This is a genomic window from Paenibacillus tianmuensis (genome assembly GCF_900100345.1).
Lineage (GTDB): Bacteria > Bacillota > Bacilli > Paenibacillales > NBRC-103111 > Paenibacillus_G > Paenibacillus_G tianmuensis.
Window position 1 is genome coordinate 1 of sequence record NZ_FMTT01000040.1, and the last position, 12,515, is coordinate 12,515.

A 12,515-nucleotide genomic window follows, 5' to 3' on the forward strand; every position below is an offset into this window, starting at 1 on the left:
GCTTTACCCGAAGGTAAAACCCGCTCGACTTGCATGTATTAGGCACGCCGCCAGCGTTCGTCCTGAGCCAGGATCAAACTCTCCATTAAAGAAAAGCTGATAAAGCTCAAAATTTACTACTGACGAGAATTTTCATTCTCTTTATGACACTCACTCAATGTTCAGTTTTCAAAGGGCAATTTCCTTGTCGCCTTGTTTAGCGGCGACTTAATCAATATACCACATTCGCCTACTCGATTGCAAGTACTTTTTTTTCTACCAAATTTCCACCAAGATGATGTAAGAGAGAAAAAAGCCTCGCCCTTCTGAGGGGCGAAGACTAATGTAACATATAATCGTACCGAAAGTCAAGCCTTGATCCGAAAATATGTTATTTCTGAATAACCTCTTGAATATGCAAATGACGTTCTACCGTTAGATTAATGATTTTGCCGTTCACATTAACCCATGGTCTCGTCGGGTGCGCATGGTCGGAGAATACGATTTCGCCAACCCGGTTATCGCTCAGCCGGACAAGCATACCGTTGTGGAATGCGGTTACTTTGCTTATAAACGTCTGAATGATGGCAGGCTGCATTTTGCCGAACGACTCGTTTTGAAGCTGTTCCAAAACGAGGTACGGCGAGACGGCCTTTTTGTGAAAACGGTCGGTCGTCATGGCGTGGAACATGTCGGTAACAGCTACGATTTTGGAATACAGATGAATTTTATCGCCTTGAATGCCAAGCGGATAGCCGGAACCGTCCTCCCGCTCGTGGTGCTGGAGGGCACACAGCTTGACCCCTTCGTTGATCGCCGGAACAGGCCTTAAGATATTATAGCCGATAATGGTATGTCGCTTCATATCTTCGGCTTCCTCGGCGGTAAGCTTGGTAGGCTTATGCAAAATGGCGGGATCCACTTTGGCATTGCCGATATCATGCAGCAATCCGGCAAGCGCAACCTGCATTAATTCCTTGGAAGACAACCCGTGCCATTTGGCCAAAAGATAGGAAGTCAGGCTAACCATAATGCTGTTGTGGTAAATAAAATCTCTCAGTTGAAAGTGACGCGGATTGAACGTCAACACGTCATACTGATCGATATTATTAATAAGCGCTTCAAGCGTCGTGCGAATTTCCAGAATCGGAGGACTATATCCTCCCGATGCGGAAGTATTGAACACGCGACGAAGCAAATGCAGCATCGTATGATAGTGCTCATGAAAAGGCAAAACGTTGTCGGCTTGCTCTTCAGACGTCGCTTCCTGCACGGCAGAATCCGCTTCCCCGTTTTTGACTTCGATCTGAACGGATGGAATGAGGAATGCTCGCAAAATATCGAGATCGCGCTCCGATACGATTTTTCCTTTCATAAACAAAACATTGTTAAATTTCGTAATAACATTCTCAATAATTCTTTCGCCGGGTTTCAATTGGGAAACAGGAACGGTTACCATGGGATTCCCTCACCTTACCTCTTGTCAGCTTCCGCAGATCAAAGATTCTCAAAAAATAATACTTTAGACCCAATTATGTTGTTATTATAAACGAAAAAGAATGGGGATGTAAGCCCCATTCTTCTCATCTTCGTTTTAAAATATTTAAAGGTCTTGTTACTCTTGCGTTTCTTGGTCCTCCGAAGATTCCGCGCCCTCTTCAAGCTCCGGTTGCTCCTCGCTCTTATCCACACGAGCCAAGGTGGATACCTCATCCTCTTCCCGAATGTTAATGAGCTTGACCCCTTGCGTGTTACGGCCCATGAGCGAAATGCCGGACATACTTGTCCGGATGATCGTGCCTAAAGCGGTAATGATCATGAGGTCTTCGTCTTCCCGGACAATTTTCAGACCGACAACAGGACCGTTCTTCGGCGTCACGTTCAGCGTCTTGATGCCTTTGCCGCCGCGAGATTGGAGACGATACTCGGAAACCGGCGTACGCTTGCCGAACCCTTTGGAGGTTACGATCAGCACGCTGTTATCCTCATGCACGACATCCATATCAATGACCGCGTCGCCCTCGTCGAGCTGAATTCCTTTGACGCCGGTAGCGGCACGGCCCATGGCCCTGACTTCCTTCTCAGGGAAATGAATGGACATGCCCTGCTTCGTTCCCATAATGATCGATTGGTTGCCGTCCGTCAGCCTGACGCCGATCAAATCGTCATCCTCACGCAAGGATACGGCGATAAGTCCACCTTTGCGGATATTGGAATAATCGTCAAGCGGCGTCTTCTTCACCAGACCGTTCTTCGTCGCGAAGAACAAATATTTGTCGGAATCGAAGCTTTCCACCGGGATAACCGCATTAATCTTCTCGCCTTGTTCGATCTGAATCAGGTTAATAATCGGCGTTCCCCGTGCGGTACGGCTTAGATCCGGGATTTCATAAGCCTTGAGACGATACGCCTTCCCTTTGTCTGTAAAGAACATCAAATAATGGTGCGAGTTCGTTACGAACAGATGTTCCACAAAGTCATCATTTTTCGTATCCATCCCGATCACGCCTTTGCCCCCGCGACGCTGGCTGCGGTATGTCGATACCGGCAGTCGCTTAATATAACCGGTATGCGAGATGGTAATAACGACCTCGGTTTGAGGTATCAAATCCTCATCCTCGATGCTGTCTCCGCCGATCGTAATTTCAGAACGGCGGTCGTCGCCGAACTTCTCTTTGATTTCGTTCAGCTCTTCGCTGATGATATTCAGAACGAGCTTTTCGTCGGCCAGAATCGCCTTTAACTCCGCAATTTTTTTCTGCAGCTCGGCGTATTCCTCTTCGATCTTCTCGCGCTCCAACCCGGTCAGGCGCTGCAAACGCATGTCCAAAATGGCCTGTGCTTGATCCAAGCTGAGCCCGAAGCGCTCCATCAAGCCGTCGCGGGCTTGTTCCGCCGTACGGGAGCTGCGGATCAGCGTGATGACTTCGTCCAAGTGATCAAGCGCAATACGGAGACCTTCCAGAATGTGCGCGCGCGCTTCCGCTTTGCGAAGTTCGTATTCGGTTCTGCGGCGAATGACTTCTTTCTGATGCTCCAGGTAATAGAACAGCATATCGCGCAGGTTGAGCACTTTCGGCTCGCCGTTGACAAGCGCAAGCATGATGATGCCGAAGTTCGACTGCATCGCCGTCTGCTTGTACAAGTTGTTCAACACGACATTCGGATTCACGTCGCGGCGCAGCTCGATGACGATACGCATCCCGTTGCGGTCGGATTCATCGCGCAAATCGGTAATGCCGTCGATTTTTTTATCCCGGACCAGCTCGGCGATTTTTTCGATTAATCGGGCTTTATTCACTTGATACGGCAGCTCGTGCACGATGATCCGCGCTTTGTTGCCGTTTTCTTCAATCGTTGCCTTTGAGCGCATGGTCACGGAACCGCGTCCGGTCGCATACGCTTGCTTGATTCCTTCGCGACCCATAATATAGCCGCCGGTCGGAAAATCCGGGCCTTTGATCGATTGCATCAAATCAAGCGGCGTCACATCGGGATTTTCGATCAACTGCTGGACACCGTTGATAACCTCAATCATATTGTGCGGCGGAATATTGGTTGCCATGCCAACCGCAATCCCGGACGAACCGTTCACCAGCAGGTTCGGAAAACGCGCCGGCAATACGGCCGGTTCTTGTTCTTCGCCGTCATAGTTAGGCACAAAGTCGATCGTTTCTTTGTTGATGTCGCGAAGCAGCTCCATCGCAATCTTGGACAAGCGCGCTTCAGTGTACCGCATGGCCGCGGCCATGTCCCCGTCAATGGAGCCGAAGTTTCCGTGGCCGTCGACGAGCATGTAGCGCAAGGAGAAATCCTGCGCCATCCGAACCATGGTTTCATAAACAGCCGAGTCGCCGTGCGGATGGTATTTACCGATGACTTCGCCGACGATCCGTGCGGATTTTTTATACGGCTTGTCCGGCGCCATACCCAGTTCCGACATCGCATACAAAATACGTCGATGCACCGGCTTAAGCCCATCCCGTACATCCGGCAGAGCGCGGCTGACAATGATGCTCATTGCGTAATCCATAAAGGAGGTGCGCATTTCCGAGCCGATATCGATTTCTCTAATCTGCGAACGAGATTCTTCCGACATGTGTACCCCTCCTACATGCTATCTGCTCTCAAGAACTGCTGCTATAAAAGGTCTAAACCTTTTCTATGAAGACTTATGGGAAATCGATTTAATAATTAAATTATTTAATGAGTTCGCTTTAACAAATGGACTGCCTGCGTTAATGCGCGGAATTTGCATCGGGTCCGCATCCCGGCCAGTCAAGCCGCTTGCCGTTGTAAAACCGTATCGAATGCCTGCTTTGCGAAGCCAAGCGATCGATTGCTCGTCATAGTAGCCGAATGGATACGCATAGGCATCCACCGGACGATCGTAAAGCTCCTTCAGCTTGTTGACGCATGCTTTCGTATCATCCGTAATTCGCTGTTCGAATTGCGGCAGATCTTCAGTACCACCGTCCTTAGGAAGCCGGGTCGTCAGCAGCGGTCCGCCGTCAGGCGCCCGGTCATGCAGGCTATCCGAGTGGCACTGGGCGTCGATGTCTTTTATTTCCCGGGTCATAAAACGAATCTGATCCCTGGAAAGCGAAGGAATCAGGCTCTGTTCGGGATGCTCAAGATCTTTCGTGATGACAAAGTTCACGGCGGGAATATTCAGTTCTTTCAAAATCGGGTAAGCATTCGTGTAAAAGCTTCGGTATCCGTCGTCAAACGTAACCAGGATGGCATTGGGCGGTACTTGCCTGCCAGCCATAAAATCGCGAAACTGCTGCAGCGATATGAAATGGTATCCCCGCTGCAGCAGATCGGTCAATTGGCCGCGAAAGCGCGCCGTCGTTATTGTAACGTCCCCCTGTGTATGATCGTCGATATGGTGATAGGCGATGACCGCTACCCGGTCCGTGTACCAGACGTCTGTTCCGCGTACCTGAAACATGCCCGGTACGAGCAGCAGCCAAGCGACTGCCGCGAGCAGCCACAGCAAGCCGTATTTTTTCACATTTCGCATGGTAAGTCGTTAAATATCCAGGTTTTGGACGAATTTGGCGTGCAGCTGGATAAAGTCGCGCCGCGGCTCGACATTGCTGCCCATCAACGTATCGAACATCGTATCGGCTTCGATCGCGTCTTGAATGCTGACCTGAAGCATCGTACGGCTTTCCGGATCCATGGTCGTCTCCCACAGCTGCCCCGGATTCATTTCGCCCAAACCTTTATAACGCTGAGTATTCACTTTGACGCCATCGCCGAATTCGGCCAAAATCGCTTCCCGCTGCTTGTCGTTGTACGCGTAGCGCACCGTTTTGTTCCGTTCGAGCTTGTAAAGCGGCGGCTGAGCGATATAGACATAGCCGGCTTCGATCAGCTTGCGCATGTAGCGATAGAAGAACGTCAAGAGCAGCGTCCGGATGTGGGCGCCGTCGACGTCGGCGTCCGTCATAATAATGATTTTATGGTAACGCGCTTTGGCAATATCGAAATCTTCCCCGATTCCCGTACCGAGCGCCGTAATAATCGCCCGGATTTCGTTGTCGGACAAAATTTTGTCCATGCGCGCCTTTTCCACGTTAAGAATTTTACCGCGCAGCGGCAAAATGGCTTGGAAATGCCGGTCGCGTCCTTGCTTAGCGGAGCCGCCGGCAGAGTCCCCTTCGACGATATACACTTCGCTGATCGAAGCGTCCTTGGAGGAACAGTCGGCCAGCTTACCCGGCAGGGAGCTGACTTCGAGCGCGCTCTTGCGGCGCGTCAGCTCGCGGGCTTTCCGCGCGGCTTCTCGGGCTCTTTGCGCCTGGACGCCCTTCTCGATAATTTTACGCGCAACCGTCGGATTTTCGTCCATAAATTCCTGCAGCTTCTCGGCAAACAGCGACTCGACAATCCCGCGAACCTCGCTGTTGCCGAGCTTCGTCTTCGTCTGTCCTTCGAACTGCGGTTCCGGAATTTTGACGGAAATAATCGCGGTGATTCCCTCGCGCACGTCGTCACCGGTCAAATTGGCGTCGCTGTCTTTAATCGCATTGAATTTCCGCGCAAAATCGTTCAATATCCGCGTCAATGCGCTTTTGAAGCCGGACTCGTGCGTACCGCCTTCGTGCGTGTTGATGTTGTTGGCGAACGAATAAATGTTCTCCGTATAGCTGTCGTTGTATTGCAAGGCGACTTCAACCTGGATATTGTCTTTTTGCCCTTCGACATAGATCGGCTGATGCAGCGCTTCCCGGTGCTGATTCAAAAACTCGACGAACGAAACGATCCCGCCTTCATAGAAAAACGATTGGGATACGTCCGTACGTTCGTCGGTCAGTGTAATTTCAATGCCTTTATTCAAAAACGCCAGCTCCCGAATCCGCGATTGGAGCGTCTCGTAAGAATACTCCGTCGTTTCCGTGAAGATCTGTTCATCGGGCCAAAACGTTACTTTCGTCCCCGTTTCATCGGACTCGCCAATAACTTGCAATTCTTGCTGCGGAGCACCGCAACGGTATTCCTGCTGGTGTACCTTGCCTTCCCGTTTGACCTCCACGATCAGCTTCTTGGAAAGGGCATTCACGACGGAGACGCCTACCCCGTGCAAGCCGCCGGACACCTTGTAGCCTTCGCCGCCGAATTTGCCGCCGGCATGAAGTACGGTAAGGACGACCTCTACCGTCGATTTTTTCAGCTTCGGATTCTCGCCGACCGGAATGCCGCGTCCATTGTCGATAACGGTAATGCTGTTATCCTGATGAACGATGACATGGATTCTGGTGCAGTATCCTGCCAAAGCTTCGTCTATACTATTGTCGACGACTTCCCATACCAGATGATGAAGGCCGCGGCTGCTCGTCGAGCCGATATACATCCCCGGACGCTTGCGAACGGCCTCCAGACCTTCAAGCACCTGGATCTGACTTTCATCATAACTTGTACCTGGATTCACAGACATGCAGACACCCACTTTTCCGTAATTAAGAAAAGCTTCTTTACGAAGCATTTCAAAAAATCTAGTTCGTTAACAGATGATGAGCCCGTTTCTTCAAGGTCATGGACGAAATCGGGGAATAATATACTTTCGTCTGGGTCACCACGAGCGACTTGCTATCCTCATCGCCGATGACTTCCACCTTCTTGTCTTTATTGGCATACGTTGTAAATTGTTTCGATATTTTCGATGATTTCTCAATGGAAAGGTCAAAAATGGCGACAAGCTCTGCGGTGCGAATAATTTTTTCTCCGCCCAAATGGATAAACACGCTGGCCCACTCCTTATCGGCAAAACTATCTATGTCAAGCTTCCGTCCCGAACGTGAATCACGGAAGCACTTTCCAGTTTTGACAAATCTATGCTTTCAATGCCAGTGGTTGTTATGAAGGTTTGGACCTTGCGTTGAAACGTCTCGATAAGCTGGGTTTGGCGGTAGCGGTCAAGCTCGGAGAGCACATCGTCGAGCAAGAGCAGGGGATATTCGCCGACCTCCTCGCGGATCAGCTCGATCTCGGCCAGCTTAAGCGACAAAGCCGTCGTCCGCTGCTGCCCTTGGGAGCCGAACGTCTGTACTTCCTTGTCGTTGATATAAAATCGCAGATCGTCGCGGTGCGGCCCGACCAATGACACGCCCCGGCGAAGCTCCTGATCCTTCACCTGTGATAACTTTATCATAAAATGGTCAAATAAAACAGCGTCTTCTTGTTCCAGCGCGTGGGACAAGGCGCTGTCGTACTCGATGCGGAGCTGCTCGGAGCCGTTGGTGATACCGGCATGGATCTTTTCGGCCCATGCTTGCAGCTTCTTTATAAAGCTTTGACGTTTTTTCATAATTTTAACACCGAACTGCATTAATTGTTCATTCCATACGTCCAGCATGGAAGCTTTGCCCGGCGAGGAAAACAACTGCTTCAAGTAATTGTTGCGCTGCTGCAATATTTTGTTGTACTGCGACAGGTCATGCAAATAGGACGGGTAAACCTGCCCGATCTCCATATCGAGAAAGCGCCTGCGGATGCCGGGAGAGCCCTTGACGATCTCCAAATCTTCAGGCGCGAACATAACGACGTTTAAGGCCCCGATGAAATTGCTGAGCTTTTTTTGCTCCAGCCCGTTCACCTTGGCCTTTTTGCCTTGCTGCGATATGGATAAATCGAGCTGCACCGTACCGTAACGCTTTTCGACTTCGGCGTGCAGCAGCGTGGAGGAAGCGTTCCACCGGATCAGCTCTTTGTCCTGATGCGTCCGGTGGGATTTGGTCAACGCCAGCACGAAGATCGATTCGAGCAGGTTCGTTTTGCCTTGTGCATTCGGTCCGACAATGATGTTGACCATGTTGTCGGTTTGGAATTCCATCTGGTCGTAGTTACGGTAATGCTGCAATGAAAGCCGTTTTAACTGCAATAGAGTTCCTCCTAAGGGCATTGCGGAGCAATGCCGGCTTCAAAAGCATGTGCTTGGGCTTTATTCCTGTACGACTTGGAATTCGCCGCAGCCCGCAACGTTGACGATGTCGCCGGCCACCAGCTTGCGGCCGCGGCGGTTATCCGGCTCGCCGTTGATGATGACGGTAGCCTCCTGCAGGAAGCTCTTGGCTTGCCCGCCGGTGGAAATACAGTCGGCGAGCTTCAAAAATTGCCCAAGCGTAATATATTCGGTGCGAATGCCGATGGTTTTCATCTTGTAAAAGCACTCCTTTAGCCCATAGTCCGGTACGGCAAAATAAGCTGAAGCAGGCTCGAATTTTCGTCGGGACGAATGATGATCGGCTGCATCGCACCAGTAAATCCGATATGAATGTGTTCGCTGTCCATCACTTTAAGCGCATCGAGCATAAATTTGGAGTTGAACGAAATGCGCAGCAGCTCCCCTTTCATGCTTACCGTCGTCAGTTCCTCGGTTACCTTCCCCAGCTCGGACGAGCTGGAGGAAATTTCAATCGTTTGATCCTCGCGCATCACGAGCTTCACAATATTCGTTTTTTCTTCCCGCGAAAGCAAGTAGGCGCGGTCGATCGCGTCTGCCAGATTGTCCGTGTTGACAACCAACTCGGTCTGATACACCTGAGGAATGAGCTTCGACGTATCCGGATACGTTCCGTCCAGGATACGGGTATAGAAAAGAATGGAGCTCATTTTGAACAGCACCTGATTTTCAGCAAATACGACGTCGATCAGCGTGTTTTGATCGGGAAGAATTTTGGACAACTCATTCAAGGTTTTCCCTGATATGGAAACATTATTAAGGGAGAGATCGACGTTCGTATCGATAGTCGTTTCCCTGGAAGCCAAGCGATGCCGGTCACAAGCGGTAAATTTCAGCTTCCCGTTGGAAATGGTCCACAGAATTCCGGTCAAAATCGGCGTTGCTTCGTTCGTGGACACCGAAAATGACGTTTGCTTGATCATCGTTTTAAGCAGATCGCTCGGGATTTGAATTCGTTTGTTCTCTTCAATGCCCGGCATGATCGGATATTCCTCCGGATCGAGTCCAACCAGTTGAATTTCCGAAGAACCGGAACGGATTGTCGTTTGGAAATGGTCTTTGACCTCAATCTCGACCTGTTGCGCCGGAAGCTTGCGAATAATTTCCACGAAAAACTTGGAAGGGAGCACGACGCTGCCGGATTGCTTCAGGTCGATAACTTGCAGCTCATTTTTTTCGATCGGAATGAAGCTCTGAATCGAAATATCGGTATCGCTCGCCGTTAGCGTGATGCCAGTGGAATCGGCGTCTATTTTAATTCCGCTTAAAATGGGAATCGTCGCTTTGCTGGATATGGCTTTGGAAACGTGTTGAATCGACTCGTTCAAAAATTCTTTCAGTACGGTTAACTTCATAATTTCACTCCTACAAGTTCTAAAATGGGAGAGTTGCGCATATACCTCTATATTACATGTTTTTTTATAGTAATAGTAGTAGGGCCCCGGGATATGTGGATAAATGCGTGAATAAGGCAAAAAGAGAGCCTATCCACATGTGAATAAGTGTGTGCATAGGCTCCCCTTTATTCAGTTGTGGATTGAGGGCTGTGAATAGACGCTAATGATTACATCATCACGTTTTTCACTTTTTCGGTAATGTTCTTAATAATTTTATATAATTCCTGGTCGGACTTGAGCGCTTCGGATATTTTTTCATGCGCATGAATGACGGTCGTATGATCGCGGCCGCCGAACGCCTCGCCGATTTTCGGCAGCGAAAAGTCAGTCATCTCGCGGGCCAGATACATGGCGATTTGCCGCGGGAAAGCCACGGTCTTGGTTCGTTTCCTCGCTTTGAAATCCTCCATCTTCAAGCCGTAAAATTCGCCGACCTTCTGCTGGATGTCGAGAATCGTGATCACCCGCGGACGGCTGCTCGGGATAATGTCCTTGAGCGCCTCGGCCGCCAAATGCGACGTAATGTCTTCGTTAATAAGAGACGAGTAAGCGACCACCCGAATCAAGGCGCCTTCCAGCTCCCGAATGTTCGAATCGATCTGGCTCGCTATGTAGACCATCGCTTCGTTGGGAATATCCAGATTCTCGGCTTTCGCTTTTTTGCGCAGTATGGCAATCCGCGTCTCTAGGTCCGGAGGCTGAATGTCCGTGATAAGCCCCCATTCGAACCGGGAGCGCAGCCGTTCCTCGAGCGTCGGAATTTCCTTCGGCGGCCGGTCGCTGGAGATGATGATCTGCTTCCGCTCTTCGTGCAGCGCGTTAAACGTATGGAAAAATTCTTCCTGCGTCGATTCTTTTCCCGCAATAAATTGAATATCATCTATAAGAAGCACGTCGATATTGCGGTACTTGTTGCGGAAGCTTTCCCCCCGGTTGTCCCGGATCGCATTGATGAACTCGTTCGTAAATTTTTCGGACGAGATGTAGACGACCTTGGCGCTCGGATTATGCTCAAGCACGTAATGGCCGATCGCGTGCATCAAGTGCGTTTTGCCCAGTCCTACGCCGCCGTACAAAAACAGCGGGTTGTATGCTTTGGCCGGCGCTTCGGCGACCGCTAGCGATGCGGCGTGAGCGAAGCGATTGCCCGATCCGATGACGAACGAATCGAACAAATACTTGGGATTAAGCATGCGGCTGAACGTTTCCTCGGAAACGGTGGTTTGCGGCACGCTTGCGGGAATGGTTGACGGGGAGGAAGAGCGGCTGAACGAATCGGCTTCGTCTTCGGACTCGATGATGAACTTTAATTCGACCTGCTTGCCGCAGTAATCGAATACGGCTTCCTTTATATGTTTGGTGTACCGGTTTTCAAGCCATTCCCGGGAAAAATTGTTGGGGGTACAGATGACGACCGTGGAATCGTTGAATGTCACGGCTCTTGTGGAAGTCAGCCACGTCTCGTAGCTTGGCTTGCTCACCCTTTTTTGCAATATGGAAAGAACTTGCTGCCACTGGTCGTTGGGATGGCTTTCCACAATCTATTCACTCCTTCAAAAAAATAACCGGTATGGCATAAGCCGCGCCCCTGTAGAAAAAAATCAGATGCTGTCGAAACTATCCACAATGTGCAGGGTTACGAAATTTTCATTATACAGAGGCACTGAAAATTGTTCACAGAGATATCCACAGGCTGTTGATAACATTATTGAAATAAATCCGTATCCACAAAAGAAAACATATTCATGATATCAAAAAAGACCCGCGTTAGCAATGGAATGTTTGGGATTATCCACATACCCAAGACCTTGTGTATTTAAGTTATCAACAGCACTAGATATTGTTTATAATCTGTTTACAATTCGCCAAGAGCCGTGAAAAACCCGATTTTTTTATTCACAGGGGAGAAATGGTCGAATTAGGCCGCAGCCTGTGCATAACTTTTTTACAGGCTGGAAGTTGACTTTTGGCACATAAAGTGGTTTAATGTTAAAAGGTATTTTTGGGGATTGGGAACGAAATCCTTTGAGGAGGTGCACGATAAATGAAACCGACTTTCCAACCGAACGTTAGAAAGCGCAAAAAAGTTCACGGCTTCCGTAAAAGAATGAGTACGAAGAACGGCCGCAAAGTATTGGCTGCTCGCCGTCTAAAAGGAAGAAAAGTACTGAGCGCATAAGACGAGAGACCACTGTCAGGTGGTCTTTTTTGTTGCATTCGTTTAAAACGGGACGAATTCGCGAACGATAGGGAAGCCCAGGCTACTCAAGGATTGACCAATGGAGCGATGCCGCGTGGAAAAGAAAAACCGACTGACCAAAAGAGAATATTTCGATAAGGTATATCGTCACGGCAAATCCGCTGCGAATCACCAGTTCGTTCTGTATAATAAAGCGCAGCCGCAGCAGGCTTCGTTTCGGCTTGGAGTTTCGGTCAGCAAGAAGCTCGGCAACGCCGTTGTGCGCAACCGGATCCGGCGTCTTCTCAAAGAGATCGTGCGATTGAACGCCGCCCGGATTCCGGGAGGGTACGATCTGATCCTCATTGCCAGGAAGCCGGCGGCCGAAATGTCCTATCACGAGATGGAAAAAAGCGTGCTGCACGTGTTCAAGCGCGCATCGCTGCTGCTGCGCAAAGAAAATAGTCCGGGACCCGGCTGAGCTTCGCGA

11 protein-coding genes and 1 rRNA gene are annotated in these 12,515 nt (G+C 49.9%); 2 read left to right on the forward strand and 10 right to left on the reverse strand.

Annotation, left to right across the window (positions count from 1 at the left end):
- The 10 genes from BLO51_RS21340 to dnaA all read right to left on the reverse strand — a co-directional run.
- Window positions 1-89 (reverse strand): 16S ribosomal RNA (locus BLO51_RS21340); the annotation flags it as partial.
- 281 nt (window positions 90-370) lie between these two features.
- Window positions 371-1,438 (reverse strand): HD-GYP domain-containing protein, encoded by a 1,068-nt coding sequence (locus BLO51_RS21345; protein WP_090675063.1) that lies wholly within the window; start codon window positions 1,436-1,438, stop codon window positions 371-373.
- Window positions 1,439-1,594: 156 nt separating this feature from the next.
- Window positions 1,595-4,078, reverse strand: a complete 2,484-nt coding sequence (gyrA, locus tag BLO51_RS21350) for a DNA gyrase subunit A (protein ID WP_090675064.1) — start codon at window positions 4,076-4,078, stop codon at window positions 1,595-1,597.
- Window positions 4,079-4,141: 63 nt separating this feature from the next.
- On the reverse strand, window positions 4,142-5,005 hold the full coding sequence (locus BLO51_RS21355) for a polysaccharide deacetylase family protein (protein WP_090675066.1): 864 nt from the start codon (window positions 5,003-5,005) through the stop codon (window positions 4,142-4,144).
- Between the two features lie 9 nt (window positions 5,006-5,014).
- On the reverse strand, window positions 5,015-6,925 hold the full coding sequence (gene gyrB, locus BLO51_RS21360) for a DNA topoisomerase (ATP-hydrolyzing) subunit B (RefSeq protein ID WP_090675067.1): 1,911 nt from the start codon (window positions 6,923-6,925) through the stop codon (window positions 5,015-5,017).
- A 58-nt stretch (window positions 6,926-6,983) separates the two neighbouring features.
- On the reverse strand, window positions 6,984-7,232 hold the full coding sequence (remB, locus tag BLO51_RS21365) for an extracellular matrix regulator RemB (RefSeq protein WP_090675069.1): 249 nt from the start codon (window positions 7,230-7,232) through the stop codon (window positions 6,984-6,986).
- A gap of 29 nt (window positions 7,233-7,261) precedes the next feature.
- On the reverse strand, window positions 7,262-8,368 hold the full coding sequence (recF, locus tag BLO51_RS21370; protein ID WP_090675071.1) for a DNA replication/repair protein RecF: 1,107 nt from the start codon (window positions 8,366-8,368) through the stop codon (window positions 7,262-7,264).
- Window positions 8,369-8,428: 60 nt separating this feature from the next.
- Window positions 8,429-8,644: a S4 domain-containing protein YaaA gene (gene yaaA / locus BLO51_RS21375; protein ID WP_090675073.1), complete on the reverse strand. Its 216-nt coding sequence runs from the start codon at window positions 8,642-8,644 to the stop codon at window positions 8,429-8,431.
- Window positions 8,645-8,661: 17 nt separating this feature from the next.
- Window positions 8,662-9,804: a DNA polymerase III subunit beta gene (gene dnaN, locus BLO51_RS21380; RefSeq protein ID WP_090675075.1), complete on the reverse strand. Its 1,143-nt coding sequence runs from the start codon at window positions 9,802-9,804 to the stop codon at window positions 8,662-8,664.
- 209 nt (window positions 9,805-10,013) lie between these two features.
- Entirely contained in the window at window positions 10,014-11,384 is a 1,371-nt protein-coding gene (dnaA, locus tag BLO51_RS21385; protein WP_090675076.1) for a chromosomal replication initiator protein DnaA, read from the reverse strand.
- Window positions 11,385-11,890: 506 nt separating this feature from the next.
- Here dnaA and rpmH point away from each other — a divergent pair.
- Window positions 11,891-12,025, forward strand: a complete 135-nt coding sequence (gene rpmH, locus BLO51_RS21390; RefSeq protein ID WP_090675078.1) for a 50S ribosomal protein L34 — start codon at window positions 11,891-11,893, stop codon at window positions 12,023-12,025.
- A 115-nt stretch (window positions 12,026-12,140) separates the two neighbouring features.
- Complete coding sequence (gene rnpA, locus BLO51_RS21395; RefSeq protein ID WP_090675079.1) at window positions 12,141-12,506, forward strand: ribonuclease P protein component; 366 nt, start codon at window positions 12,141-12,143, stop codon at window positions 12,504-12,506.
- Window positions 12,507-12,515: the final 9 nt, after the last annotated feature.

What these genes read in the sequence shown, in the direction of transcription:
- gyrA (WP_090675064.1), bottom strand. Translation starts at nt 4,078, where the DNA reads ATGTCGGAAGAATCTCGTTCGCAGATTAGAGAAATCGATATCGGCTCG.
- yaaA (WP_090675073.1), bottom strand. Translation starts at nt 8,644, where the DNA reads ATGAAAACCATCGGCATTCGCACCGAATATATTACGCTTGGGCAATTT.
- BLO51_RS21355 (WP_090675066.1), bottom strand. Translation starts at nt 5,005, where the DNA reads ATGCGAAATGTGAAAAAATACGGCTTGCTGTGGCTGCTCGCGGCAGTC.
- gyrB (WP_090675067.1), bottom strand. Translation starts at nt 6,925, where the DNA reads ATGTCTGTGAATCCAGGTACAAGTTATGATGAAAGTCAGATCCAGGTG.
- BLO51_RS21345 (WP_090675063.1), bottom strand. Translation starts at nt 1,438, where the DNA reads ATGGTAACCGTTCCTGTTTCCCAATTGAAACCCGGCGAAAGAATTATT.
- dnaN (WP_090675075.1), bottom strand. Translation starts at nt 9,804, where the DNA reads ATGAAGTTAACCGTACTGAAAGAATTTTTGAACGAGTCGATTCAACAC.
- rpmH (WP_090675078.1), top strand. Translation starts at nt 11,891, where the DNA reads ATGAAACCGACTTTCCAACCGAACGTTAGAAAGCGCAAAAAAGTTCAC.